At 65.9% G+C, this 24,773-nt stretch carries 24 protein-coding genes and 1 pseudogene; 10 read left to right on the forward strand and 15 right to left on the reverse strand.

Annotated features, from left to right (window positions below; all coding sequences use genetic code 11):
- Positions 1-124 precede the first annotated feature (124 nt).
- The 3 genes and pseudogenes from SB4_RS20550 to SB4_RS19875 form a co-directional block, all read right to left on the reverse strand.
- Positions 125-289, reverse strand: a pseudogene (locus tag SB4_RS20550) (glycoside hydrolase family protein); the annotation flags it as partial.
- 12 nt (positions 290-301) lie between these two features.
- Positions 302-928 (reverse strand): lysozyme family protein, encoded by a 627-nt coding sequence (locus tag SB4_RS20255; RefSeq protein ID WP_241488436.1) that lies wholly within the window; start codon positions 926-928, stop codon positions 302-304.
- 33 nt (positions 929-961) lie between these two features.
- Entirely contained in the window at positions 962-1,111 is a 150-nt protein-coding gene (locus SB4_RS19875) for a peptidoglycan-binding domain-containing protein (RefSeq protein ID WP_193753709.1), read from the reverse strand.
- A 175-nt stretch (positions 1,112-1,286) separates the two neighbouring features.
- Here SB4_RS19875 and SB4_RS01180 point away from each other — a divergent pair, with 175 nt between their 5' ends.
- Together SB4_RS01180 and SB4_RS01185 are read left to right on the forward strand one after the other, a co-directional pair.
- Complete coding sequence (locus SB4_RS01180; protein ID WP_058751067.1) at positions 1,287-1,781, forward strand: hypothetical protein; 495 nt, start codon at positions 1,287-1,289, stop codon at positions 1,779-1,781.
- A gap of 70 nt (positions 1,782-1,851) precedes the next feature.
- Positions 1,852-2,808, forward strand: coding sequence for an isopenicillin N synthase family dioxygenase (locus SB4_RS01185; RefSeq protein ID WP_058751068.1), 957 nt, complete (start codon positions 1,852-1,854; stop codon positions 2,806-2,808).
- Positions 2,809-3,044: 236 nt separating this feature from the next.
- Here the strand turns inward: SB4_RS01185 and SB4_RS01190 are convergent, their stop codons facing one another.
- A complete protein-coding gene (locus SB4_RS01190) occupies positions 3,045-4,334 on the reverse strand; it encodes a homoserine dehydrogenase (protein WP_058751069.1) in 1,290 nt (429 codons plus the stop codon).
- 123 nt (positions 4,335-4,457) lie between these two features.
- Here SB4_RS01190 and SB4_RS01195 point away from each other — a divergent pair, with 123 nt between their 5' ends.
- The gene (locus SB4_RS01195) at positions 4,458-5,021 is read left to right on the forward strand and encodes a 3'-5' exonuclease (protein WP_058751070.1); all 564 of its coding nucleotides are present in this window, start codon (positions 4,458-4,460) and stop codon (positions 5,019-5,021) included.
- 27 nt (positions 5,022-5,048) lie between these two features.
- Here the strand turns inward: SB4_RS01195 and SB4_RS01200 are convergent, their stop codons facing one another.
- From SB4_RS01200 to SB4_RS01220, 6 genes are all read right to left on the reverse strand, one after another.
- Entirely contained in the window at positions 5,049-5,486 is a 438-nt protein-coding gene (locus SB4_RS01200; protein ID WP_058751071.1) for a hypothetical protein, read from the reverse strand.
- A 16-nt stretch (positions 5,487-5,502) separates the two neighbouring features.
- Complete coding sequence (locus SB4_RS01205; protein ID WP_241488437.1) at positions 5,503-5,904, reverse strand: hypothetical protein; 402 nt, start codon at positions 5,902-5,904, stop codon at positions 5,503-5,505.
- 117 nt (positions 5,905-6,021) lie between these two features.
- Positions 6,022-6,450 carry a hypothetical protein gene (locus SB4_RS01210; protein ID WP_058751072.1) on the reverse strand — a complete coding sequence of 143 codons (429 nt, stop codon included), beginning with the start codon at positions 6,448-6,450 and terminating at the stop codon, positions 6,022-6,024.
- 57 nt (positions 6,451-6,507) lie between these two features.
- The gene (locus SB4_RS19360) at positions 6,508-6,771 is read right to left on the reverse strand and encodes a hypothetical protein (RefSeq protein ID WP_153006004.1); all 264 of its coding nucleotides are present in this window, start codon (positions 6,769-6,771) and stop codon (positions 6,508-6,510) included.
- A gap of 52 nt (positions 6,772-6,823) precedes the next feature.
- Positions 6,824-7,258 (reverse strand): CoA-binding protein, encoded by a 435-nt coding sequence (locus SB4_RS01215; RefSeq protein ID WP_058751073.1) that lies wholly within the window; start codon positions 7,256-7,258, stop codon positions 6,824-6,826.
- A gap of 93 nt (positions 7,259-7,351) precedes the next feature.
- Entirely contained in the window at positions 7,352-8,302 is a 951-nt protein-coding gene (locus tag SB4_RS01220) for an Mrp/NBP35 family ATP-binding protein (RefSeq protein WP_058751074.1), read from the reverse strand.
- 71 nt (positions 8,303-8,373) lie between these two features.
- On the opposite strand from SB4_RS01220, the gene hflK reads away from it, so the two are divergent.
- The 5 genes from hflK to SB4_RS01245 all read left to right on the forward strand — a co-directional run bounded on the left by hflK (position 8,374) and on the right by SB4_RS01245 (position 16,074).
- Complete coding sequence (gene hflK, locus SB4_RS01225; RefSeq protein WP_058751075.1) at positions 8,374-9,516, forward strand: protease modulator HflK; 1,143 nt, start codon at positions 8,374-8,376, stop codon at positions 9,514-9,516.
- A complete protein-coding gene (gene hflC, locus SB4_RS01230; RefSeq protein WP_153006005.1) occupies positions 9,513-10,379 on the forward strand; it encodes a protease modulator HflC in 867 nt (288 codons plus the stop codon). The genes hflK and hflC overlap by 4 nt, the downstream gene beginning before the upstream one ends.
- A 108-nt stretch (positions 10,380-10,487) precedes the next feature.
- Entirely contained in the window at positions 10,488-12,017 is a 1,530-nt protein-coding gene (locus SB4_RS01235) for a Do family serine endopeptidase (protein WP_058733608.1), read from the forward strand.
- Between the two features lie 100 nt (positions 12,018-12,117).
- The gene (locus SB4_RS01240) at positions 12,118-13,728 is read left to right on the forward strand and encodes a helicase HerA-like domain-containing protein (protein WP_241488438.1); all 1,611 of its coding nucleotides are present in this window, start codon (positions 12,118-12,120) and stop codon (positions 13,726-13,728) included.
- Between the two features lie 366 nt (positions 13,729-14,094).
- The gene (locus SB4_RS01245) at positions 14,095-16,074 is read left to right on the forward strand and encodes an OPT family oligopeptide transporter (RefSeq protein WP_058751077.1); all 1,980 of its coding nucleotides are present in this window, start codon (positions 14,095-14,097) and stop codon (positions 16,072-16,074) included.
- Positions 16,075-16,222: 148 nt separating this feature from the next.
- Here the strand turns inward: SB4_RS01245 and SB4_RS01250 are convergent, their stop codons facing one another.
- Both SB4_RS01250 and SB4_RS01255 read right to left on the reverse strand, forming a co-directional pair.
- Complete coding sequence (locus SB4_RS01250; protein WP_058716964.1) at positions 16,223-17,506, reverse strand: glycoside hydrolase family 130 protein; 1,284 nt, start codon at positions 17,504-17,506, stop codon at positions 16,223-16,225.
- A gap of 60 nt (positions 17,507-17,566) precedes the next feature.
- The gene (locus tag SB4_RS01255; RefSeq protein WP_058751078.1) at positions 17,567-19,837 is read right to left on the reverse strand and encodes a glycosyltransferase family 4 protein; all 2,271 of its coding nucleotides are present in this window, start codon (positions 19,835-19,837) and stop codon (positions 17,567-17,569) included.
- A 266-nt stretch (positions 19,838-20,103) separates the two neighbouring features.
- Between SB4_RS01255 and SB4_RS01260 the strand changes: the two genes are divergently transcribed.
- On the forward strand, positions 20,104-20,670 hold the full coding sequence (locus SB4_RS01260) for a hypothetical protein (protein ID WP_058751079.1): 567 nt from the start codon (positions 20,104-20,106) through the stop codon (positions 20,668-20,670).
- A gap of 20 nt (positions 20,671-20,690) precedes the next feature.
- Here the strand turns inward: SB4_RS01260 and SB4_RS01265 are convergent, their stop codons facing one another.
- The 3 genes from SB4_RS01265 to queF all read right to left on the reverse strand — a co-directional run bounded on the left by SB4_RS01265 (position 20,691) and on the right by queF (position 23,119).
- Positions 20,691-21,584 carry a SurA N-terminal domain-containing protein gene (locus SB4_RS01265; protein WP_058751080.1) on the reverse strand — a complete coding sequence of 298 codons (894 nt, stop codon included), beginning with the start codon at positions 21,582-21,584 and terminating at the stop codon, positions 20,691-20,693.
- 199 nt (positions 21,585-21,783) lie between these two features.
- A complete protein-coding gene (locus tag SB4_RS01270; protein ID WP_241488439.1) occupies positions 21,784-22,557 on the reverse strand; it encodes a PEPxxWA-CTERM sorting domain-containing protein in 774 nt (257 codons plus the stop codon).
- A gap of 121 nt (positions 22,558-22,678) precedes the next feature.
- Positions 22,679-23,119 (reverse strand): preQ(1) synthase, encoded by a 441-nt coding sequence (queF, locus tag SB4_RS01275; RefSeq protein WP_007403692.1) that lies wholly within the window; start codon positions 23,117-23,119, stop codon positions 22,679-22,681.
- A 20-nt stretch (positions 23,120-23,139) separates the two neighbouring features.
- Here queF and SB4_RS01280 point away from each other — a divergent pair, with 20 nt between their 5' ends.
- Positions 23,140-24,672 carry a cryptochrome/photolyase family protein gene (locus SB4_RS01280; protein WP_058751082.1) on the forward strand — a complete coding sequence of 511 codons (1,533 nt, stop codon included), beginning with the start codon at positions 23,140-23,142 and terminating at the stop codon, positions 24,670-24,672.
- Positions 24,673-24,773 lie beyond the last annotated feature (101 nt).

Consider the following 24,773-nt stretch of genomic DNA (forward strand, 5'->3'; position numbering starts at 1 on the left):
TCATCCTGATCCACACGCCAGTGAATCAGGAAAACTGTCACCACTCAAGATGCTGATTGGGTTTGGACCCTACACCCTGCCAAAATCAGTACAGCGGCCGCACCGCAGGCCAAGAACATGGTCATCAATGATATTCCCCATATAACAGCATCTGCGTTTCAGCAGCCCGGCGCACTACCAGGCTTTTGATCCTCTGCCCGCGGGAATAGACGTGCTTTGACAGTTCGACCGCAGCATCTTTCGGACGATGTTGGTTGATCAAAGCGGTAGTCCTTTTCCATCCACCGCCGGGATTATAGGCTTAAGAAACCAGCGCATCGAATTCATATTGGTGCAGCGGGATTTTGATCGCGCGCCGCACCATGGCTTCATAGTGCCCGACAATGTTGGCCAGTAGGGCGGCCTGTTGCGTGTCGGACAGATTGATCGCATCCTTATTGGCGCGAACGAAATCACCCGCTGCACGGCCACTTTTCCCTGCCCCTTCCGCAACGCGTTCAGCGGCAGCGGGATCGACCCCAAAGATGGATTTCAGATCATTGGCGACCTGCGCCCGACAACGGTCTTTCATATCGTATCCCGGACCGAGTGTAACACCACTCCCCATACTGGGGTGATGAAGGCGATTGCTGACCCCAGGCTGCGTTTCATGGCGGACAATGAAGAGTCGCCCCTGCGCCGACATCCGCATGCCCGCCACAGGCGCGACCGTGCCCGACTGAGCGGGCTGATACTCCGCTCGCCGCAAAGCGGGTTGTACGGCGGGTCGAATGGAGACTGGCACAACCTGGGGTCCAGCAAACTGCTTCTTGACCCACGCCAAAATAGCATCCTCCGCAGCCTTTAGCGCGCCCATCATCTGGGTTAAGGCAGAAGGCTGACCGGTCGTATTGGCTTTTACAGACTTTTGGGCAAACAGCGCCCCCAACGTCTTGGGCCCTGCTATGCCGTCTGGCGGGAATCACCCAAGCCGACGCTGGGCTATGCGCACGGCGCGCTCTTTTCGAGGACCGAAGCGTCCATCAACTTCGACCTCAGGTACGAAGACCTTCAGCTTATTTTGAAGGGCGCGAACATCATCGCCATGCTGACCAAGCTTCAGGTAACGCATAGGGCTCCCCCTAACTCGTGCCCGACAGCGCCTTTCTGATTGCTGCGTTCCACGCGCTAATGCCCCTGTCCGATCGGCACCGCCAGCCAAGACGTTCATCCCACTGAAAGCCCGCGCAACGGATGATCCCGCCTCTCGGTTATAACGGACACAACAGCTTACGGAGTTTGCCGCGATGACCCTGGTGTCACGAACCACCCTTGCCCTGCCGCTCTTCGCCGCGCTCGCCTTGTCCGCTTGCGACCGCCCCCAGGGTACGTCGATCACCGTCAACAGCTCGGACGGTGAGACGGTGGCGTCGGTCGATGGCAAGTCGGGCGAGGTGAAACTGGCGCTTCCGGGCTTCCAGGGGGCGTTCAAGCTGCCCAAGGTCTCGCTGGAGGCCGATAATTTCGAGCTGAACGGCGTGCATCTCTATCCGGGCTCGACGATCCGTAACGTCGATGTCGGCAATGGCCGCGACAAGGCGTTCACCATGACCTTCGACAGTCCCGCCGCCCCCGCCACCGTGCGCGGCTGGTTCCAGGAGAAGATGGGCGAGGCCGATTTCACCCTGACCGACCAGGGCGGCACGCTGGTCGGCAAGACGGCCGAGGAAAAGCCCTTCCGGCTGGACCTGCGCTCGGCGGGCGGCGACCGATCGACGGGGACGATCACGTTAGGCGGATAACCTCCCCTGTTCGCGGATGACGGGTGCGTTATATAAGTGGCAGCCTATTCGATTTTCTGGACATATTGCCATGACCGACACCCGCTCCGCCGAGGTTCCGACGCTCAGCCTCGCCGATCAGGACCGCGATCCCGAAGGCTTCGCCGCCGCGCTGGGTGAATCGTTCGAGCGGTTCGGCTTTGCCATCGTCGCCGATCACGGCGTCCCCGGCGACCTGATCGACCGCGCCTGGGCGCAGACCAAGGCGCTGTTCGACCTGCCTGAGGAGGAGAAGCGCGGCTATCACGTCCCCGGCGGCGGCGGCGCGCGCGGCTATACGCCGTTCAAGACCGAGATCGCCAAGGATGCCAAGGTCGTCGACCTCAAGGAATTCTGGCATGTCGGCCGCGAACTGCCCGAGGGGCACCCTTATGCCGACCGGATGCCCGCCAATATCTGGCCCGACCGGCCGGAGGGGTTCCGCGAGGATTTCATCGCGCTCTTCTCGGCCTTCGACAAGGCGGGCGACCGGCTGCTCTCGGCGATCGCGCGGCATCTGAAGCTCGATCCGCACTGGTTCGACCCGGCGGTGAAGGACGGCAATTCGGTCCTGCGCCTGCTCCACTATCCGCCGATCCCCGCCGATGCCGAGGGCGTGCGGGCGGGTGCGCATGAGGATATCAACCTCATCACCCTGTTGCTGGGCGCCGAGGAGGCGGGCCTGGAACTGCTCGACCGCGACTCGGGCGAGTGGCTGGCGATCCGTCCGCCCGAGGGGGCGATGGTGGTCAATGTCGGTGACATGCTGCAGCGGCTGACCAACCATGTCCTGCCCTCGACCACGCACCGCGTCGTCAACCCGCCGGTCGAGCGGCGCGGCTTCTCGCGCTATTCGATGCCGTTCTTCCTGCATCCAGCGCCGGATTTCCTGATCAAGACGCTGCCGGGGACGGTGAGCGAAGGGCACCCGGATCGGTATCCGGAGCCGATCACCGCGCATGACTATTTGTTCGAGCGGCTGGTGGAGATCGGGTTGATCAAGAAGTAATTTCGGGCGGATCGCCTGGGGCCTGCCCTCCCCCATCCCCTCCCGCTTGCGGGAGGGGAGCGGCAAGACCAGCGGTTTGGCCTCTATTCCCATAGTTTGTACCGGCCACGCCCCTCCCCCAGGCGAGTTTCAGGTCGGTCATGCCCCCGGCATGACCTAAACGATGCGGGGCATAGTTTACCTGAAACTGGGTTGGGGGAGGGAAAGGTGCCTCGCAGAGACCTCCCCCCAATAAATCACCCCAAAATATGCATCAGCAGCGGCTGCCCGACTAGGCTCTGGCTGCCACGCAACCGCTCCAGCGCCTGCGCCACCGCACGCTCGGGCCCTTCATGCGTCACGATCGCGATCATCACCCCGCCATCCGCGGCCTCGCCGCGCTGGATCAGGCTTTCGATCGACACGCCCGCATCGCGCATCGCGGCGGCGATCTCGGCCAGCACGCCGACCTTGTCCTGCACGGTGAAGCGCAAGTAAGCGCGGCCGCGCCGCTCGCCGCTGTCGGCCTTGGTCGCCGCGGTCAGCTCGTGCGCGGGCATGGCGAAGGATGCGCCATATTCACCGCGCGCGATGTCGATCAGGTCGGCGACCACCGCGCTGGCGGTCGGGCCATCGCCCGCACCCGCGCCCTGGAACAGCAACCGGCCGACGAAATTGCCCTCGGCGACGACCGCATTGGTCGATCCGGTGACATGCGCCAGCGGATGGTCGAGCGGCACGAGGTGCGGATGCACCCGCTGGAACAGGCCATGCGGCCCCTCCTCCGCCACGCCGACCAAGCGAACCCGGTAGCCCAGCGACGCCGCCTGCGCGATATCGGCGGCCAGCACATGGCGCACGCCAGCGATCGCGACGTCACCGAATGCCGGCTGAGTGCCAAAGGCGATGGCGGCCAGGATCGACAGCTTGTGCGCCGCATCCACGCCGTCGATGTCGAAGCTGGGATCGGCTTCGGCATAACCCAGAGCCTGCGCTTCCGCCAAAACCTCGGCGAAGTCGCGGCCTTCGGCTTCCATCTTCGACAGGATGAAATTGCAGGTGCCATTGAGGATGCCGTAAACCCGCGCGATGGCATTGGCCGCCGCGCCCTCGCGCAGGCCCTTGATGACCGGAATGCCACCCGCGACGGCTGCCTCGAACTTCAGCGCGGCGTTCGAGGCTTCCGCCTTCTGCGCGAGCTCCAGCCCGTGATGTGCCAGCATCGCCTTGTTGGCGGTGACGAAGCCGCGTCCGGCGTCGAGCGCGGTCCGCGCCAGGGTCAGCGCGGGGCCGTCCGATCCGCCGATCAGCTCGACCACCACATCGGCATCGGGGTGCGAGGCCAACGCGGCGGTATCGTCCACCCAGGCGAAGCGCGACAGGTCGACGCCCCGGTCCTTGGTCCGGTCGCGCGCGGAGACGGCGACGATCTCGATCGGGCGACCGGCACGCCGGGTAATCAGGTCACGGTTCGCGTCGAGCAGGCGAATGACGCCGCCTCCCACCGTGCCCAGCCCCGCCAAAGCCACCCGCAATGCGTCGCCCATAATTTCGTCCTGTATCCCGAGCGTGTTGTTGAGATGTGGCGGGTAGCGGATAGAAATGGTCTCTGTCGAGCCATACCGCGACCTTTTATTGCTCGAAACCGACAAAGTCGCTAAAGGCCGCGCATGATCTCCCCCGATTTCGTGGTCATCGATGTCGAGACCGCCTGTTCGCGTACCAGCAGCATCTGCCAGATCGGCATCGTCGGCTATGCGGCGGGGGTGGAGGTGCTCGCCTATGAGACGCTGGTCGACCCGTGCGACGAGTTCAGCGGCTTCAACATCGGCATTCACGGCATCCGGCCCGAACATGTGCTGGGCAAGCCGACCTTTGCGATGCTGCACCCCGAGCTGGCCGGGCATCTGGGCGGCCGGGTGACGGTGGCACATTCGGGGTTCGACAAGGGCGCTCTGGGCCGGGCGTGCGAGCGCGACGCGCTGCCTCCGATCACCGCGCGCTGGCTGGACAGCGTGACCATCGCCCGCCGCGCCTGGCCCGATCTGCCCAACCACAAGCTCAACACGCTGGCGGCGTTCCTGGAGCTGGACCACCATCATCACGACGCGCTGAGCGACGCGCGCGCGGCGGGCCAAGTGGTGCTACGCGCGATGGCGGAGACCGGGCTGGGGCTGGCCGACTGGTTCACCCCGCCGCCCTCGGCCAGAGCACGGGCGCGGGCCAAGGGCTGACCTACCGCTTGGCATGCCGGAACGGGTCTATGGCTCCAGATGCCCCTGAGGGCCCGGGCCATCCAAAGCGATCGGCACGCGGCGGCTCTTGTCGCGGGACTTGTCGACCAGTTTGCTGATCCCGATCCGCGCCTCGTTGGCGAGCATCAGCGCAGGCGTCAGCACATCGAACCCTACCTGACACCCGCCCTGCAATGCGGCGCACGGGATAGACGCCGCGCGCAGTGCATCCGCCCCCGTCATGTCGGGATTGGACGGAGTCGGCCCCGTTGGCACTTCATCCCCCAATCGGGGTGCACGGTCATTGGCCTGGCGACGGCCACAGACGATGATGTCCTGCTCGGTGCCCGCCGAAGCCGGGCAGGGATCGCGCGCCAGGATCGAGAAGCGCTGCGCGCCGGGGCCCGGCGGCGGCAGGGGGACGGCGGGCTCTGCCTGGAGCGCGATCAGCAGCAACGGGATCATCGGCGGCGTCCTTCTGTCACGGCGCGGGCTTGCGAAGGGTCATGCCCCCATTGCCGGGCGGGTTCGTGTCCATCGTCACGCCCGCAAAGCCGCCGCCGACCAGGAACGGCGACATGTCCTTGATCGGCGTGCTCCGCGCGAGCAGCCGGGTGCGTTCCTCCATCACCCCCTCATGCCGCCGGTCGCCGGGTTCGGGCGGCACGTCGAAGGGGATGCGGAACCGGTCGGCATTACGACGGCCGCAGACAGTCAGGTCGGTGCTGTTGGGATTGTAGACGCAGCGTATCTCGACACTGGTCAGCTGCCGGGTCCTGGCCACGATCATATCCACGGAAGGGGATGGTGGCGGGGGCGGCGACGCATCCTCGCCCTGCCCCAGCATTGCGGCCATCGCTACGACCAGCATCGTCACGCCCATGACGTCCTCCCGCCATCGCAGGCGCCGATGCGGCACTGGCTGGCGACTGATCTTGCCATGCGTGGTGGCCGACCGCCAGCGGCTTTGCGATCCCGGTCGAGAGGCGCGTTCCCAGGCTCAGGGTTCGAGATGCCCTCGCGGTTCCGGCCCATCCAGCGTGATGGGCACGCGGTTACTCTTGTCACGGTGCTTGTCGACGAGCTTGCTGATCCCAATCCGCGCCTCATTGGCGAGCAGCAGCGCCGGGCGCTTGAGATCGAGTTGGCTCATGCAGCCCCACTGGGTCGCCGCGCAGCTCGGCCCCGCCCGCAAGGCGCCGATACCCGTCATATAAGGGTTGCTCGGCGTCGGTCCGCTCGGCCCCGTATCGGGGAGTTCGGGCAACCGATCATCGGTCTGCCGCCGGCCGCATACGACGATATCCTTCGCATTTCCCGCTGACACGGGACAAGGATCGCTCAGCAGGATGGAAAAGCGTTCCGTCCCCGGCCGGGGTGGCGGCGGCACGGATGCGGCCTGCACGGCGAATAGCAAGAGGGACAGCATCGGCGATCGATCCCCAAGAGTGATGGTCCGCTGTCGAGGCTATCGACCGCCGTGCTCTCAATCAATTGCGGTGCGAAAGAGCGTGCGGGGTTTGCTGGTGCAATATTTGTCGCCGACCACCGCGCAATAAGTGCCGTTATTGGCGAAGGCCCTTGCCTTGGAGTCGACAGCGACGCCGTGATCGGGCGCGAGGCGATACGGGGAAGGACGCTTGCCGCCTTGGCAGGTCGACAGGGTGCACGCAGGCGTCAACCGGGGCAGCGTCAGTCCCTGCTCCCCATCGGACGCAGGAGCGACCAGTAACAGCAACAACGGCACCATCGTCCTTCTCCCCTATTATTTCGCCCCAACGATCCTCGCCTGCGGCGAGCCGTCAGTCCTGGACGACCGGCCCTATGCCCAGCCGAGCTATCTCGATCGCGGGGCAGCGGTCCATGACGACCTTCAGCCCGGCCGCCTCGGCCCGTGCGGCGGCTTCGTCGTTGACCACGCCCAGCTGCATCCAGATCGCCTTGGCCCCGATCGCGATAGCCTCGTCCACGATCGCGCCCACGGAATCGGAGCGGCGGAAGATGTCGACGATGTCGATGGAGTCGCCCAGCTGGCCCAGTTCGCGAAAGACGAATTCGCCATGCACATGTTCGCCGGTGATTTGCGGATTGACCGGGATCACCCGGTAGCCGTGATCCTGCAACCGCTTCATCACGCCATAGGAAGGACGGTCGGGACGATCCGACGCACCGACCAGCGCGATGGTCCGCGCCGTCGTCAGCAGCTCGCGAATATCCTCATCGGCGGTCAACGGCATTGGTGGTCCCCTTCGTCACCGCCCGTGCCGGATATGTCCCTGCAAAAGCGGCGGTCTGTCGCGCTCCAACGCCCCGCCGCCCCGCCGGTTTCATCACAGACGGTCGAGTGCCTCCGCCACCTTCGCCGCGAGCGGGGCAAACACCATATCGTCCTCCCCCGCCGCCGGGGGCTGACCCGCGTCCGACGCGGTGCGAATCGCGATGGTCAGCGGCACCCGGCCCAGGAACGGGATGCTCAGCTCCACCGCCGCCGCCTCCGCGCCGCCCGACCCGAACGGGTCGGAGATGCCGCCGCAATGAGGGCAGCAATAGCCCGCCATATTCTCGACCAGCCCGAGGATCGGCACGCCCGCCTTTTGGAACAAGTCGATGGCCCGGCGCGCATCGATCAGCGCCAGGTCCTGCGGCGTCGACACGATCACCGCGCCCGCCGGGCGATGCTTCTGCACCATGGTCAGCTGTACGTCGCCGGTGCCGGGCGGCAGGTCGAGCACCAGCAGCTCCGTCGCGCCCCAGTCACCATCGACCAGCTGGCTGAGCGCGCCCGCCGCCATCGGTCCGCGCCACGCGATCGCCTTATCGGGCTCGACCAGCTGGCCCATCGACAGGAGCGACACGCCATAGGGCGTGGCCACGGGTTGCAGCTTGCCGTCCTGCGCGACCGGCTTCACCCCCTCGGCCGCCATCAGACGCGGCTGCGACGGGCCATAGATATCGGCATCGACCAGACCCGTCTTGCGGCCGCTGCGCGCCAGCGCGATGGCGAGATTGGCCGACAGGGTGGATTTGCCCACCCCGCCCTTGCCGCTGGCGACCGCGACGATGCGACGCTCGCGCTTCTCGGCGGTCAGGACGACGCGGACATCCTCGACGCCCGGCTGCATCGCGGCAGCCTTCACCTCTTCCTCCAGCGCGTGGCGCGCCGCGCCGTCCAGGCCCGTCGTGTCCAGGACGACGCCCGCCCGCGCGCCCTCCATCCGCACATTCGCGCGCTTGCCCGCCACCGCGGCGACCGCCGCCTTTACCGTCTCGATCATGCTCATGGCGGCCAGATAGGATGCGAAGCGCGGCTTGGCACTGTTTTTGTCGGCGAACCGTTCCTATAACGATGAGCATGAGAAAGCTGACGGGCTGGTTTCGACGCCCCCCCATTCTTGCCGCCGAAACGCCAAAGGGCCCCTGGGGCGGGTCCGGCGAGGACTCGGATGGCGGTCCCCGCAACCCCTGGGCCGTGCCGCCGGGCGGCCGCAAGCCCGCGGCGAAACCCACCGCGCTGGATGAATTCATCCGCAAGGCGCGTGGTTCGGGCGGCGGCGGTCCGGGTGAAGGCCCCGGCAATGGCGGCGGCTTTGGGGGGATTCCGGGCGCACCCGGCGGCCGGGCGCTCTGGGCGATCGGGGCGGCGATCATCGTCGCGGTCTGGGTGCTCTACACCTCGATCCATCCGATCGGGCCGCAGCAGCGCGGCGTCGTCACCTATTTCGGGCGCTATACCGGCATCCTCGAACCCGGTATCCAGATCACCGCCCCGGCCCCCATCGCCAGCGTCCGTGTGCTGGACGTGCAGAAGATCCGCACCGAGAATTTCCCGGAAGGGTCTGGCGAAAATCTGGTCCTGACCGGGGACCAGAACATCATCGACCTCAGCTATTCGGTGCGCTGGGACATCGCCAATCCGCGCGACTTCGCCTTCCGCCTGGCCCAGCCGCAGGAAACCGTGCGCGCCGCCGCCGAAAGCGCAATGCGCGCGGTGATCGCCGAGACCACGCTCGACCAGGCTCTGGGTTCGGGCCGGACCAATATCGGCCAGCGGGTGCAGGAACTGACCCAGTCGATCCTGAACGAATATCGCTCGGGCGTGCGCATCCAGGGCGTCGAGATCAAGCAGGCCGCGCCGCCACAGCAGATCGTCGACGACTTCAACAAGGTGACGGCGGCGCAGCAGCGTGCGGTGGCCGACGTCAACCAGGCCAAATCCTATGCCCAGCAGGTCGTCGCCAAGGCGCAGGGTGAGGCGGCGCAGTTCGACAAGGTGTACGAACAATATCGCCTGGCCCCCGAAGTGACCCGCCGCCGCATGTATTACGAGACCATGGAGGCCGTGCTGGCCAAGGCCGACAAGACCATCGTGGAAGCGCCGGGCGTGGTCCCCTATCTGCCGCTGTCCAAGGCGACGCCCCGGCCGCTGCCGCCCGAAATCACGGCGACGGCCCCGGCCACGCCGAATCCCACGCCCAGCCAGGGAGGCGGCCAGTGAACGGCCTGACCCTTCGCAACCCGATCGTGGCGGCCGTCGCGCTGCTGGTCGCGGTGATACTCGCGGCGGCGACCTTCTCGATCGTGCGCGAGACGCAGCAAGCGGTGATCTTCCGCTTCGGGCAGCCGCGGCTGGTCGTGAACGGCTATCGCCCCGGCGAGGATATCGGCAACAGCGGGGCGGGCCTGATCGCGCGCATCCCGTTCGTCGACCGCATCGTGTGGGTCGACAAGCGCGTGCTCGACCTCGACCTGGAAAAGACCCAGGTGCTGTCGACCGATCAGCTGCGCATGAATGTCGATGCCTTTGCCCGTTTCCGCGTGATCAACCCGCGCCGCATGCTGGCGACGGCGGGCAGCGTGGACGGCGTCATCAACCAGCTGCGCCCGATCTTCGGCTCGGCGCTTCGCAACGAACTGGGCAAGCGGCGCTCGTCCGAGCTGCTCAGCCCGGAGCGCGGCCAGGTGATGGACGCGATCCAGGTCCGGCTGGACCGGATCGCGCGCCAGTACGGCGTGCAGATCGTCGACGTGCGGATCAAGGAAGCCGAACTGCCGTCGGGCACGCCGCTGCAAAGCGCGCTCGCCCGGATGCAGACCGCACGCCAGCAGGAGGCGATCACCATCGCCGCGCAGGGCCAGAAGCAAGCGCAGATCGTGCGCGCCGACGCCGATGCGCAGGCGGCGCAGATTTATGCGCAGGCGTTCGGCAAGGATGCGGGCTTCTATGATTTCTACCGCGCCATGCAGTCCTATCGTCATACCTTCGGCGCGGACGGCACCAATCAGGAACGCGGCGCGACCCAGATCATTCTGTCGCCCGAGAACAGCTATTTGAAGGAATTCACCGCGCCGGGCCGATAGGTGGAATTTCCACCTTTCCGCTCGTTCATATTCAAGCGTCGTTCAGCCAAACCGTGACAAATAGGCCACGGTCAAACTGAATTTTTTCTTTGAGAGGACCCCAGCCCAGTGCGTTACGCCTACGCCATTACCAGTGCGCTCCTCCTCGGTGGCGCGACCGCGACCCTGGCCCTTCAGCCCGGCACCGCCCAGGTCGCGCAAAACGAACCCGGCGCGATCCAGGCGGTCGCCCCCCGTGCCGGCGCGCCGATGAGCTTTGCCGACATGGTCGCCAAGCTCCAGCCGGCCGTCGTCAACATCTCGACCAAGCAGTCGATCACGGTGAAGCAGCAGGCCAACCCGTTCGCGGGTACGCCGTTTGAGGGCTTTTTCGGCATGCCCGGCGGCGGCGGTGGCGGACAGCCCCGCAAGCAGGAAGGCGCCTCGCTGGGGTCGGGCTTCCTGATCTCGCCCGACGGCTATATCGTCACCAACAACCACGTCATCGCGCCAGGGGCGCAGGGTGCGTCGGTCGATTCGATCACCGTCACGCTCAACGACCGCAAGGAATATACCGCCAAGGTCGTCGGTCGTGACGAAACCTCCGACCTCGCCGTCCTGAAGATCGATGGCAAGAACCTGCCCTTCGTCCGCTTCGGCGATTCATCGCGGGCGCGGCCGGGTGACTGGGTACTGGCGATCGGCCAGCCCTTCGGCCTGTCGAGCACGGTGACCGCCGGTATCGTCTCGGCCGTCCACCGCGTGACCGGTCAGGGCGGCGCGAACGATCGCTTCATCCAGACCGATGCGGCGATCAACCAGGGCAATTCGGGTGGCCCGATGTTCGACATGAACGGCAACGTCATCGGCATCAACAGCCAGATCTATTCGCAGTCGGGCGGCAATATCGGCATCGGCTTCGCCATCCCGGCCGAAGACGCCAAGCCGATCGTCGATCGATTGATGAAGGGCGAAAAGATCGAACGCGGCTATCTCGGCGTGCAGATCGGTGGTCCGGTCACCGACGATGTCGCCGCGTCGCTCGGCATCCCCAAGAACCAGGGGGAAATCATCGCCAAGGTCGAGCCCAATGGCCCCGCCGCCAAGGCAGGCCTGAAGGCGTTCGACGTGGTGACCAAGGTCAACGGCCAGGCCGTGACGCCCGAGCAGACCCTGTCCTATCTGATCGCCAATGTTCAGCCGGGTGGCCGTGTCCAGCTGGAGGTGCTGCGCGGCGGCAAGCCGGTGTCGCTGACCGCGACCGCCGCGACGCGTCCGTCCAACGAGGCGCTGGCGGCGCAGCTGGGCGACGGTGCCGACGCCTTCCCCGACAGCGACGACGATGCGCAGGTGGCACCGACCGCCGGGGGCGGGCTGGGCCTGTCGGTTCAGCCGCTGACCCCCGCCATCGCGCGGGCGATTAACGTCGATCCGTCGACCCAGGGCGTGGTGATCGCGGCGGTCGATCCGTCGAGCGATGCCGCGGGTAAGCTGAAGCGCGGCGACGTCATCAGCGCGATCAATGGCACCCCCGTGCGCACGGCCGAGGACGTCCAGCGCGTCGTCGCCGCCGCCAAGGCCGCCGGGCGTCCGCAGGTGCTGGCGCAGATCACGCGCGGCAAGATCGCCGACCGTTTGATGCCGCTTCGCATCAAATAAGCCCGGCCTTGATCGGCTGAACGCAAAAGGCCGTCGCATCCCCGGGGTGCGGCGGCCTTTTGCTATTCCCGTCCTCGCGCACCGCGATAAGATGCGGGCCATGGACGGTATCTTCATCGGCACAGGCGGCGGCAAGCCACAGGCGATCGACCTCAAGCGCGCGAACCGGCACGGCCTGATCGCGGGCGCGACCGGCACCGGCAAGACGGTGACGCTGCAAACCATGGTCGAGGGGTTTTCGCGCGCCGGGGTGCCCAGCTTCGTCGCGGACGTGAAGGGCGACCTGTCCGGCCTGGGGCTGGCCGGATCGGCGCTGGGCAAGACCCATGCGGCCTTTTCCGCGCGCGCCGCCGAACTGGGCATGACCGACTGGGCCTATGAGGCTGCCCCCGTGCAATTCTGGGACCTGTTCGGCACGCAGGGGCATCCGGTCCGCGCCACCGTGTCGGAAATGGGACCGCTGCTCCTCGCCCGGATGATGGGGTTGAACGAGACGCAGGAGGGTGTGCTGACCATCGCCTTCCATCTCGCCGACAAGGAAGGGCTGCTACTCCTCGACCTGGACGATCTTCAGGCGATGCTGGCCGAATGCGCCGCCCGCGCGGACGAGCTGACCACCACCTATGGCAATGTCTCCAAGCAATCCGTTGGCGCGATCCAGCGCGCGCTGCTCCAGTTGCGCACGCAAGGCGCGGAGCATTTCTTCGGCGAGCCCGCGCTCGAACTCGCCGACCTGATCCGCACCGACGAGAACGGGCGCGGCGTGGTCAACATCCTGGCCGCCGACCAGCTGATGGCGAGTCCCAAGCTGTACGCCACCTTCCTCCTGTGGTTGCTGTCCGAACTGTTCGAGCAGCTTCCCGAGATCGGCGACCCCGACAAGCCCAAGCTCGTCTTCTTCTTCGACGAGGCGCATCTGCTGTTCGACGATGCCGCGCCCGCTTTGGTCGACACGATCGAGCGGGTCGTGCGACTGATCCGGTCGAAGGGCGTCGGCGTCTATTTCATCACCCAGAACCCGATCGACGTGCCCGACAAGATCGCCGGGCAGCTGGGCAACCGGGTGCAGCACGCTCTGCGTGCCTTCACCCCGCGCGACCAGGCGGCGGTGCGCTCGGCGGCCGAGACGTTCCGCGCCAATCCCGGCGTCGATGTCGCCACCGCGATCACCGAGCTGAAGGTCGGCGAGGCGCTGGTCTCGCTGCTCCAGCCCGATGGTTCACCCTCGCCCGTCGAGCGTACCCTGATCGCCCCGCCGCGCAGCCGCGTCGGCCCCGCGACGCCCGAGGAGCGCAAGCTACTGGTCGAAACCGATGCGGTCGGCACCAAATACGACCAGGCGGTGGACCGCGAATCGGCCGAGGAATTGCTCGCCGCTAAGACCCAGGAGGCAGCGGCGGCCGCTGCGGAGGCCAAGGCACAGACCGAAGCCGACAAGCAGGCGGCCCAACAGGCCAAGGCCGATGCGAAGGCCGCCAAGGAAGCCGAACGCACCCGCATCGCCGAACAGCGCGAAGCCGCCAACTCCCCCTGGGCCAAGATCGCGACCAGCGCGGCCCGCTCGGCCAGTTCCTCGATCGGGCGACAGGTGGCCAACGAGATCGGCAAGCAGGTGTTCGGCAGTGGCTCGGGGCGGCGATCGAGCAATGCAGGCGGCGGCATCGTCGGCGCGGTGGTGCGCGGGGTGCTGGGGAATCTGTTCCGGGGGTAAGGCCTCTCCCCTCACCCTTACCATCCGCTATGGGAGACGGGCCTCTTTTCTCTCCTAGGGCGAAGAGGAAGGGTTCACTTGATATTTTCTCCATCTGCATGCGCTCGAGCTTGATCCGGGACTAGGAACACAGTCCAAGCGAAGGCCGCCCCCCTCCAAACCACGTCACCCCGGCGAAGGCCGGGGTCCAGGCTCCGCCAAGCCCACGATACGCACGTCGTCGCGGGGGAGGCCAATACACCGCGCCATCAATCATGCATGGCGACTGGACCCCGGCCTTCGCCGGGGTGGGGCGAGATGGGAACGACGCACGCCCCCGCACGGAAACGCTAGGCGCGCGGGCCGCACTCTGCCACATCTGCGCGCATGAGCCGGATTTCCACGACCGACACCCGCCCCGTCGCCGAACTGACCCTGCGCGGCATCGCGCTGGGCGGGATCATCACGCTGCTGTTCACCGCTGCAAACGTCTATCTGGGGCTGAAGGTCGGGCTGACCTTCGCCACCTCGATCCCGGCGGCGGTCATCTCGATGGCGATCCTGCGCTACCTGCCGAACAGTTCGGTACTGGAGAACAACATCGTCCAGACGGTCGCCTCGGCGGCGGGGACGCTGGCGGCGATCATTTTCGTGCTGCCCGGCCTGGTCATGATCGGTTGGTGGCAGGGTTTCCCCTATTGGCTGACCGCCGGGATCACCGCGACGGGCGGCATTCTCGGCGTGATGTTCTCGGTCCCGTTGCGCCGGGCGCTGGTGGTCGACACCGACCTGCCCTATCCCGAAGGCCGCGCCGCCGCCGAAGTGCTGAAGGTCGGTGCCGGCAGCCGCGAGGGCGAGGCGGAGAGCACGACCGGCCTGCGCCTGATCGTCGTCAACGCCATCGCCTCGGCCGGTTTCGCCGTGCTGACCCAGACCAAGCTGGCGGTCGCCGAGGCCGCGGTCTGGTTCCGCACCGGGGCCGGCGCGACCGGCATTTCGGGCGGGCTGTCCTTCGCGCTGATCGGGGTCGGGCATCTGGTCGGCCTGTCGGTCGGTATCGCCATGCTGGCGGGGATCGCCATCGGCTGGTGGGTGGCGCTGCCCATCCTGACCGCCATGGCGCCCTCGACCGGGCCGGTTGCCGAATGGGCGGGCGGCATCTTCAGCCGTGACGTGCGCTTCCTGGGCGCGGGCGTGATCGGCGTGGCGGCGATCTGGACGCTGTTGAAGATCATCCGGCCAGTCGTCGGCGGCATCCGCTCGTCGCTCGCCGCGTCCTCGGCGCGGCGCGACGGCGCGGTGCTGGCGATCGGCGAGCGCGACCTGCCGATCGGCATCGTCGCCGCCGTGGCGCTGGCGACGCTGGTGCCGATCGCGGGGCTGCTCTGGTCGGTGATCGCAGGCGGGCCGCTGGCGGCGTCGGGCGTGGCTCTGATCGGGGGTGCGTTGCTGTTCATCCTGCTCGTCGGCCTCGTGATCGCAGCCGTGTGCGGCTATATGGCGGGGCTGATCGGGGCCTCCAACAGCCCGGTGTCGGGGATCGGTATCCTGTCGGTGCTGGCCGCCGCGCTGCTGCTCGTCGGACTGTTCGGGCGCGGCACGTCTCCTGAGACGACGCAGGCACTGGTCGCCTATGCGCTGATCGTGACCGGTGTCGTGTTCGGCGTCGCGACCATCTCCAACGACAATCTTCAGGACCTGAAGACCGGCGAGCTGGTCGGCGCGACGCCCTGGAAGCAGCAGGTGGCGCTGGTCATCGGCGTCGTCTTTGGCAGTCTGGTGATCCCGCCGGTGCTCGACCTGCTCAATGCGACCTTGGGCTTTGCGGGGACTCCCGGTGCCGGACCGAACGCCTTGTCAGCCCCGCAGGCAGCATTGATTTCGGCGCTGGCCAAGGGCGTGCTGGGTGGCGATCTCAACTGGGCGATGATCGGGGTCGGCGCGGCTGTAGGCGTCGGTGTGATCGTCGTCGACGAAATCTGCGGCAAGCTCGGCTGGTTGCGCCTGCCGCCGCTGGGCGTGGGGCTGGGCATCTATCTGCCCATGTCGGCGACGCTCCCGGTCGTGATCGGTGCCACCATCGGCCATGCCTATGACCGCTGGGCCAAGCGCAGCGCCAACCCGGAAGCCGCCGAGCGGCTGGGCGTGCTCGCCGCGACCGGACTGATCGTCGGAGAAAGCCTGTGGGGTGTCGGCTTCGCCGGGATCGTCTACCTCACCAACTCGGACGCGCCGCTGGCACTGGTCGGCGAGAGTTTCGCTACCCCTGCGCTGGTCGGGGGGACCATCCTGTTCCTGGGGATCGTGGCGGCGCTGTATCGCTATACGCGCCGCCAGGTGCTCAGCCTTCCGCCAGTGGTGCGCTGATCGGTCATTCCTCCCCTGCAAGGGGAGGTGGCAGGCCGCAGGCCTGACGGAGGGGTGTCACGCTACCGAGAGGGTGACACCCCTCCACCATGCTTTGCATGGTCCCCCTCCCCTTGCAGGGGAGGAATAGAGGGGCGTCGTTAGGCCGTTACATAGCGGCCAGCAGCTCGCTGATCTTCACGAACGCGAAGCCGATCGAGCTGTCCGCGATGCCATAGGGCAGGAACAGCGAGTCGCCATGGCGGATCGCTCCGCAGGAATAGACGACGTTGGGCACATAACCTTCGCGATCCTGGTCCTTGGCAGCGAGGATCGGCTGCTTGGTACGGCCCAGCACCTTGGACGGATCATTCTTGTCGAGCAGCGCGGCGCCGATCGAATATTTGCGCATCGCGCCGACGCCGTGGGTCAGCATCAGCCAGCCCTCGTCCACCTCGATGGGCGGGCCGCAATTGCCGATCTGCACCAGCTCCCAGGGGAAAACCGGGGTCAGGATCTTCTCGCCCTCGTCCCAGTGGGTCAGCGAGTCGGACTTGAGCAGGAACAGGTTTTCGCCGTCCTGTCGCCCGATCATCATATACTGGCCCGCCACCTTGCGCGGGAACAGCGCCATGCCTTTGTTGCGCGCCGCCGAGCCGGTCATCGGCACCAGGTCGAACGAGCGGAAGTCGCGGGTGCGCATCAGTTCGGACTGAATGCCGGCACCGTCATAGGCGGTGTAGGTGCCGATCCATTCCAGCGCGCCGTCATCATGCGTGAACTGGACGATCCGCATGTCCTCCAGCCCCTTGGACTGGGCCTGGGTGATCGGGAAGATGACCGTGCCCGACAAGGTCGAGTCGCGATGACGGTGCACCGTGATCGGACCGTTGGGCATCGTATCGTCGCCCCAGCCATGCACGTCGGTCGCCGTCGCGAAGGGCGGCTCGGGCGCCAGTCGCAGCTGGTTCTGGTCGTTGATGATGCCTTCGCGGAAGGCGACCGAAGAGATATGCCCCTCACCCACCGCGCGCATCGACATCAGGATACGCTGCGACCCCGGCTGGATGCCGGTCTGGTCGAAATGCGGCACGGCCGAGGGGTTCATCAGCGCGGCGGCGGCATAGCTGTACTCGTGACAGAAATACGCCCCGATCAGCTGACGCTTCTCGTCGCCGATCTTCGATCCGTCGAGCTTCAGCAGATCCTCGATCTGGTCATAACGGGTCATGAAGACGCGGCGCGTCTGCCAATGCCGTGCCTCGAAATCCTTCAGCACGGTTTCCAACTGGTCGCGCGCTTCCTGCGGCGACATGGCCAGCACCTCGCCGACCAGACGCTCGGTACGGCTGGGCGGCGCACCGTTGCCGCCGCCCCAGGCGATGTGAAACGGTCGTACCACGACACGCGAAGGATCGGCATGAAGCCGCAGCCGGTGGTTGAACAAATCCATCGCGCTACTGTCTCGCCATGTTACCCAAAACGCTCATCACACCCCCCATGCGATCCCGCATCAGGCGATATGACGATCGGCTCCTGCCATGGATGAGGCGGATTGGCAAAGACTTGCGATCGCGCAATTGGCGAGCTGCAGGGCGAGGATCGACTCCGCGCCCTGGTTCCGGTTGAGTCCGGTCGGCATCAGACCGTCGAAACAGCCGCCGTCATGCGCGGTCGCCAACGGCAGGTCGAGATCATTGGCGCCCAGAAACCAGCCATAGGCCCGTTCCCCCTCGGCGATCCAGCGGGCGTCGGCGGTGGCGAGATAGGCCGAACGGCATGCCTCGACCGTCGCCTGCGCCTCCAGCGGCTGCTGGTCGAACTGCAAAGGCTCAGCATAGGGACGACCGAAGCTCTCGCTGCCGACCGCACGGAAACGGCCTTCGGGCGAGGTCTGTTTGGCGACGATCCATTCCAGCGTCGCGATGCCGCAATCGATCAAGTCCTGCCGACCCAGCGCACGCCCCGCCTCGATCAGCGCCTGCGGTACGCGAGCATTGTCATAGGCGAGCACGATCTCGAACCATTGCCACTCGGGACGCCGCGCCTCTTCGAGCAGGGCCAAATGCAGCGGCGGCAGCTTTTCGAGGATCGCCCGGGCCAGCTGATGCCCCGGCCGCGCCTCCAGCATCGCCGCCGCGCCCAGCATCGCAAAGGCCTGCGCCCGCAGCGAACCCAGATCGAGCGCCAGCGAAGCGGTGGCATCGAACCACATCTGGGCCCAGTCGCGATGCTTGCCCTGCTGCGCGTCGCGCGCGGTGACGCCCAGCGCCCAGAGGGTACGGCCGTTGGAGTCCTCGGACCCCACCTCCTCGCACCAGCTGCGATCGAAGCGCATGAAGTTGCGATAGCGACGCTCTTCGGGATTCCAGGCATATTGCAGGAACGAGGCGTAGATGGTCGTCCACTTATCCCGCGTCACCGGATCGATATCCGGCGCCTGGGTCATGAAGATCAGCGCGCGCGCATTGTCATCGATGCAATAGCCATGGCGACGGTCGGGCACCGAATAAATGGCGTGCTGCAACATGCCGGTCGAATCGCTCATGCGCTCGACAGCGGCCAAATCAGGTGTAAGCGGCTTGATCGACGCCTGGGGCGCGCTGCCGATCCGGCGCGGGCGGGCGGTGATGGCGGTGGCGAATTGCTCGATCGCGGCTTCGGCCAGGCGCGGCCAGATCATGGTACGACCGCGCGCATAGGCGCGAGCGGACAGGCGATTGCGCGCCGTCTGGTCCGACAGCAGCCGGTCGATCTCGCGGGCAAAGGCCCCGACATCGCCGAACGGCACCAGCACGCCGTGGTCGTCGTCCAGAATCTCGGTCGCATGCACATAGGGGGTGGATACCACCGCCTTGCCGACGCCGACCGCGTAGGACAGCGTGCCGCTCGTGATCTGGGCGGGGTTGGAATAGGGGGTCGCGTAGATGTCGGCGGCCTGAAGATAATCGAGCAATTCCTCATGCTCGACGAACGAGTCCACGAAAGCGATGTTATCGGATACGCCCAGCGTATCGGCCAGCGCCTTTAGCCGGTCGCGATAGGCCTCGCCCTCATGTGCGATCAGATTGGGATGAGTCGCGCCCAGCACGACATAGAGCAATTCGGGATGGTTCGCGGCGACTGCGGGCAGCGCCTCGATGATCGTCTCGATCCCCTTGTTCGGGGCGAGCAGGCCGAAGGTCAGCACAACCTTGCGCCCTTCCCAGTCGAAGCGCGGCTTCAACGCCTCGGGCGACATCAGCGCGCGATCGGGAACGCCGTGCGGGATCATCGCGATCTGGCGCGGATCGGCGCCATAAACGCGCTGCAGGATGTCGCGGCCCTTCTCGGCCATGACGATGATGCGGGCGCAGCGCCGCAGCAACCCCTCCATCACGCGGCGTTCGTCCGCGGAGGGCTTTTCCAGCACGGTGTGCAGTGTCGCGATCACGGGCAGCGTGGTGCGGTCGAGCAGCGCAAGCAGATGCTCGCCCGCCGCGCCACCATAGATGCCATATTCATGCTGGACCCAGATGGCCTGCGCGCCGCTCGCCTCGATTCGGCGGGCGGTGTCGAGATAGGCCGACCGCTCATGCTGCGGAATGGAGGCGGTCACCGCCGGGGGATAGGCATAGCGGCCGGGATGATCGTCCATCGCATAGACGTCGACGGCGATTTCCGGGAAACGGTTGCGCAGCGCGGAATGGACATCGGTGGTGAAGGTCGCGAGCCCGCACTGACGCGGCAGGAAATTTCCAATGAGCGCCAGTCGTTCGATCACGGTTCCGTTCGCATCCACCATATCGCATGTCCTTGCAGGCGCGAGGAAAGTGACAGGTCCGCCGATCTTTCTCGCCAGCAGGTCAACCCGCCTGACCCGGGAAGGTTGCAAACCGTATTACATATTTGCTGCACCGCAACCGCAAGAGGTAGGGGTGGACAACAGGCGATCGAAACCTTGCCCCCTCGCCACCGCCGTCATGACGCTATGGCAACGATATCATACCCAAGCTATCACATGCGGGGATGGAGCCGGGATCATCGGCTTCAAAGGGGGGAGAGGGACAGATGTCGGGATCGATCATAGGCCGCGCCGTACTGGGATTGGCCTTGGGCTCGGTTGCCGTGGCCGGTCACGCCAAGGGCATCAGCTATGACTGCGACAGCGCACCGGGGCATTTTTCGGAATTGAACCTGCCAGTGGAGTCGGTGCCGTTCATCGTGACCGGCAAGGTTCAGGTAAATACGCTGGCCGAGCACAAGACCTATATCCCGTCCACCAAGCTGACGATCGCCCCCTCCACACCGGCCGGGCAATCGCCCGAGAGCTATGCCGGTCTCACGCTGGTGGCGCTGGCCATGGATGCCAAGACACCGGGGGCCAAACCCCTGCCCGTCCAGATGTCGGGCTTCACGGCGAACGGGCGGGATGACGACATGCTGCCCCATAGCGTGACCGACAAGCTCGGCGTCGCCCAGCCCTTTCGCCTGAGCTATGACGGTCGCCAGGTCGTCGTCACCATCGGCGACGACACGAAAAGCTTTCCGCTGAAGACGAACGCCCCGATGGTGCAGGTGATGTGCTCGACCGGCGAGTTCCTCTACACCGATCTCCAGATCCTGTCGGGCCGCTGATCGTCCCTCGGGCGCGAGGCTTACCCGCCCGCGCCAGATGACGCCGCCGCCCCACCGGAGGCGCGGTCGGTCGCGTCCTGGATCGCCTTGCTGGCGGCGGGTGCCTTGCCATCGGGCTTGTAGCCGGGCTGATAGGTGATGCTGGCGTCCTTGCGCGCCTTTTGCAGCGTCTGGCCCATCGCATCGGCGATCGCCTTGCGCCGCAGGATTTCGCCCGCCAGCCCGCGTGCGACATTGCCGGCGATCGGCGTCGGCATCCGCTGGATGATCGCATTGGCGGTGTAGACGCCCTTGTACGGCAGGAAGATCGGATCGGCCAAAGGCTGTTTGGCAACCTGCGCCGCGACGGCGGGGTCGAGGAACGCCGAGTCGATCAGGACATGATCGCGGCTGAAGGGCGTGGCATTGCGGGTCAGCCCGTCGGCCAGCGCGTCCAGCGTCTTATACTGGCCGAGCGACAGCAGTGCCTCGGTGCTCGCCGGTCGGGCGAAGCGGATCTGGTCGACATAGAATTTCTGCCGCTGCGCGAACTCATAGGGGTGCGCCGCGATATAGGCGTCGACCGCCTGGACGGTCGGCACGGGCACGGTGTTGGCCAGCTTTTCGGCCAGCATCTCGACCAGCAGCTTCTGCTCCTGTCGTTCGCGCCGGGCGGCATATTCGGGAGTCTTGTCGAGTCCCATCTTCTGCGCGGCCTGGGCCAGCAGGGTGCGGTCGACCAATTGCGGCAGGATCGTCTTGCGATAGGCGAGGCGATCGACACCCGGCGGCGCGTCCGCCAGCTCGGCGTCCAGCCCTTGCGTCGATATGGCCTGGCCGTCGACCGTCGCGACCGACTGGCCGTCGGGCTTGGACTGGCAGCCGGACAGCGCCAGCGCGGCAAGAGGAAAGGCGCTCCAGAGCAGATGTTTCACGCGAACACTCCATCACGAACCAGCAGGGCCGCCTTTGCACGATCCCGCCCGACGATGAGCCGATCGCCAGCCCCGTCTCGTCATTCCTGACGCTAAAGCGGTTGCGAAATCCTTATCCAAGCGAGAATTGGCGATGCCCCATGAAAAAACCGGCCGCCCTTTCGGGCGACCGGTCGCTTTCCCACGTCGGGTGACGGGATCAGGCGATGGCGGCGCGCGGCGCATGGCCGCGGCGGCGCAGGACAAAACCCACCAGCACCAGGCCCAGCATCATCATCGCCCAGGTCGCAGGCTCGGGCACCGCGACCGGCACCGACGCCGCACCATAAGCACCGCTGCCGCTATAGGAGGCCACGCCGATGCCCAGGCCAGTCGTCGGGTCGATATTGTAGATCGTCGTGCCCTTGACGCCGAACAGCGTGTCACCGGTCGAGGCCAGGCCGAAGATATCGGTCGTGCCGCCGATCAGACGGGTCGCGGCGGTGGTCGGATCGACCACGGCCAGGCCGAGATTGCTGGCGAGGTAGAGCTGCCCCTTGAAGAAGGCGAGATCGCCCGAAGACTGCAGCGCGCCCATCGAGCCGACCAAGCTGGCCTGACCATTGGTCGTGTTGATCTTGTACAGATTGTTGTCGCCCGAGCCGAACAGCGTGCCGTCCGCCCCGAAGACCAGGCCGTTGACGAACGAACCCAGCGAACCCAGCATCGTGCTCGCGCCGGTCGACTGCGAGATCTTGAACAGCGAACCGCCATCCACGCCGAACAGATCGCCCCCGTTGTTGAGCGCGATGTCGAACATCGTCGTGCCGGTCTTGCCCAGCACGGTGCTGGTCTTGGTCGCCGTGTCATAGGACACCAGGCTGCCATTGGCATCGTTGATCAGGATGGTCGGGCTGGCGCTCGCGGCGCTCGCCGCACCCAGACCGACGAGCGTCGCCGCCATCATCGCGAAAAATTTGACGATCTTCTGCACAAGCCTGTTCCCTACGCGCATCACGAAGATGCCGATCATGAGTCGCAATTATCTTGACACATGATCGACTTCAAACATTTCCACTGTTTCATATAGGGATGAATGAGACGTTAGGAGGCTTTCACCCGCGACCGCGATAGCCCGCAACTCCCTGATCCGGCAGCCAAAGATCGGCGGGCGGCGCGGACGATTGCCAGAACACGTCGATCGGGATGCCGCCACGCGGATACCAGTATCCGCCGATACGCAGCCAGACCGGCTTCATTTCCTCGAACAATCGCTCGCCGATGCCGACGGTGCAATCCTCGTGGAAACCGGCATGATTGCGGAAGCTGCCCAGGAACAGCTTCAACGACTTCGACTCGACGATCGTCTCGCCGGGCACATAGTCGATGACGAGGTGCGCGAAGTCGGGCTGGCCGGTCACCGGGCATAGCGAGGTGAACTCGGGTGCCGCGAACCGGATCAGATAGGTCCGTCCGGGCCGGGGGTTGGGAACATAATCGAGCACCGCCTCTTCCGGGGAAGCGGGCAGCGCGCTGGTCTGGCCGAGATGCTTCATGAAGGCCATGTAGGATAATCATGCCCCAATCGCCAACGCTGATCCCCATTCTCGGCGACCAATTGTCGATGAACCTGTCATCGCTGGAGGGCGCGGACCCCAAACACACCGTCCTGCTGATGATGGAGGTCGAGGACGAGACGGGTTACGTCCGCCACCACAAAGCCAAGATCGCCTATATCCTGTCCGCCATGCGCCACCATGCCGAGGCGTTGCAGAAGGCGGGCTGGCGGGTCGACTACGTGAAGCTGGACGACCCCGACAATGCGGGCAGCTTCACCGGCGAGGTCGCCCGTGCGGTCGAACGGCACGATCCGACACGGATCGTCGTCACCCAGGCGGGCGAATGGCGCGTGGCCGCCATGCTGGAGGCATGGGAGACGATGTTCGGCATTCCCGTCGACATCCGCCCCGACACCCGCTTCATCGCCAGCCAGGCCGAGTTCGAGGACTGGGCGAAGGACCGCAAGGAACTCCGCATGGAGTTCTTCTACCGCCTGATGCGCCGCAAGACCGGCCTGTTGATGAACGGCGACAAGCCCGAGGGCGGCAAATGGAATTACGACGCCGACAACCGCAAGCCCGCGCCGAAAAAGGACACGCCGCCAGAGCCGCTGACGTTCGCGCCCGATGCGATCACCCGCGACGTGCTGAAGCTCGTCGCCGGGCGGTTCGACAACCATCCCGGCTCGCTCGACGGCTTCGCCTATGCCGTCACCGCCGAGGACGCGCGAGCCCAGGCCGAGGCGTTCATGGCGCATGGCCTGCCCAAGTTCGGCGACTATCAGGACGCGATGCTGACCGGCCAGCACCAGCTCTGGCACTCGGTCCTGTCTCCCTATATCAATTCGGGGTTGCTCGACCCGCTCGATCTCTGCCGGATGGCGGAGGGGGAATATGAGGACGGCAACGCCAGCCTCAATTCGGTCGAGGGCTATATCCGCCAGATCATCGGCTGGCGCGAATATGTGCGCGGGCTCTACTGGCATGTCGGGCCGGATTATGTGGAGCGCAATTTCCTGCGCGCGACACGGCCCTTGCCCGGCTTCTACTGGACGGGCGAGACCGACATGCACTGCATGGCGCAAGCGCTGGGCCAGACGCTCGACACCGCGCATGCCCATCATATCCAGCGGCTGATGGTGACGGGCAATTACGCTATCCTGATCGGCGCCGACCCGGCCGAGGTACATCGCTGGTATCTCGAAATCTATATCGACGCCTATGAATGGGTCGAACTGCCCAATGTCGTCGGCATGAGCCAGTTCGCCGATGGCGGCATCATCGCGTCCAAACCCTATGTGTCGTCGGGCGCCTATATCAACCGTATGTCGGATTATTGCGGGTCGTGCCGCTACGACGTGAAGCAGCGGGTCGGCGAGGACGCCTGCCCGTTCAATGCGCTCTATTGGGATTTCCTCGCGCGGCACGAGACACGGTTCGAGGGCAATGTGCGGATGGCGATGGCGTATCGGAACTGGAACCGGATGGCGGAGGCGGACCGGAAGGCAGTGCGGGCGCAGGCGGCGGGGTATTTGAAGGGGTTGGAGTGAGTCCCTTGGCCTTAAACTTCGCTCAGGCTGAACGGAGTTTGAGATAGACCTCCCTCACCTCTAGCCGCTCCCCTCCCGCAAGCGGGAGGGGATGGGGGAGG

The sequence above is a fragment of the Sphingomonas sanguinis genome (assembly GCF_001476905.1).
GTDB classification, from domain to species: Bacteria; Pseudomonadota; Alphaproteobacteria; order Sphingomonadales; family Sphingomonadaceae; genus Sphingomonas; species Sphingomonas sanguinis_B.

What these genes read in the sequence shown, in the direction of transcription:
- SB4_RS19875 (WP_193753709.1), bottom strand. Translation starts at nt 1,111, where the DNA reads ATGCGTTACCTGAAGCTTGGTCAGCATGGCGATGATGTTCGCGCCCTT.
- SB4_RS01180 (WP_058751067.1), top strand. Translation starts at nt 1,287, where the DNA reads ATGACCCTGGTGTCACGAACCACCCTTGCCCTGCCGCTCTTCGCCGCG.
- SB4_RS01185 (WP_058751068.1), top strand. Translation starts at nt 1,852, where the DNA reads ATGACCGACACCCGCTCCGCCGAGGTTCCGACGCTCAGCCTCGCCGAT.
- SB4_RS01190 (WP_058751069.1), bottom strand. Translation starts at nt 4,334, where the DNA reads ATGGGCGACGCATTGCGGGTGGCTTTGGCGGGGCTGGGCACGGTGGGA.
- SB4_RS01195 (WP_058751070.1), top strand. Translation starts at nt 4,458, where the DNA reads ATGATCTCCCCCGATTTCGTGGTCATCGATGTCGAGACCGCCTGTTCG.
- SB4_RS01200 (WP_058751071.1), bottom strand. Translation starts at nt 5,486, where the DNA reads ATGATCCCGTTGCTGCTGATCGCGCTCCAGGCAGAGCCCGCCGTCCCC.
- SB4_RS01205 (WP_241488437.1), bottom strand. Translation starts at nt 5,904, where the DNA reads ATGGGCGTGACGATGCTGGTCGTAGCGATGGCCGCAATGCTGGGGCAG.
- SB4_RS01210 (WP_058751072.1), bottom strand. Translation starts at nt 6,450, where the DNA reads ATGCTGTCCCTCTTGCTATTCGCCGTGCAGGCCGCATCCGTGCCGCCG.
- SB4_RS19360 (WP_153006004.1), bottom strand. Translation starts at nt 6,771, where the DNA reads ATGGTGCCGTTGTTGCTGTTACTGGTCGCTCCTGCGTCCGATGGGGAG.
- SB4_RS01215 (WP_058751073.1), bottom strand. Translation starts at nt 7,258, where the DNA reads ATGCCGTTGACCGCCGATGAGGATATTCGCGAGCTGCTGACGACGGCG.
- SB4_RS01220 (WP_058751074.1), bottom strand. Translation starts at nt 8,302, where the DNA reads ATGAGCATGATCGAGACGGTAAAGGCGGCGGTCGCCGCGGTGGCGGGC.
- hflK (WP_058751075.1), top strand. Translation starts at nt 8,374, where the DNA reads ATGAGAAAGCTGACGGGCTGGTTTCGACGCCCCCCCATTCTTGCCGCC.
- SB4_RS01240 (WP_241488438.1), top strand. Translation starts at nt 12,118, where the DNA reads ATGGACGGTATCTTCATCGGCACAGGCGGCGGCAAGCCACAGGCGATC.
- SB4_RS01245 (WP_058751077.1), top strand. Translation starts at nt 14,095, where the DNA reads ATGAGCCGGATTTCCACGACCGACACCCGCCCCGTCGCCGAACTGACC.
- SB4_RS01250 (WP_058716964.1), bottom strand. Translation starts at nt 17,506, where the DNA reads ATGGATTTGTTCAACCACCGGCTGCGGCTTCATGCCGATCCTTCGCGT.
- SB4_RS01255 (WP_058751078.1), bottom strand. Translation starts at nt 19,837, where the DNA reads ATGGTGGATGCGAACGGAACCGTGATCGAACGACTGGCGCTCATTGGA.
- SB4_RS01260 (WP_058751079.1), top strand. Translation starts at nt 20,104, where the DNA reads ATGTCGGGATCGATCATAGGCCGCGCCGTACTGGGATTGGCCTTGGGC.
- queF (WP_007403692.1), bottom strand. Translation starts at nt 23,119, where the DNA reads ATGAAGCATCTCGGCCAGACCAGCGCGCTGCCCGCTTCCCCGGAAGAG.
- SB4_RS01280 (WP_058751082.1), top strand. Translation starts at nt 23,140, where the DNA reads ATGCCCCAATCGCCAACGCTGATCCCCATTCTCGGCGACCAATTGTCG.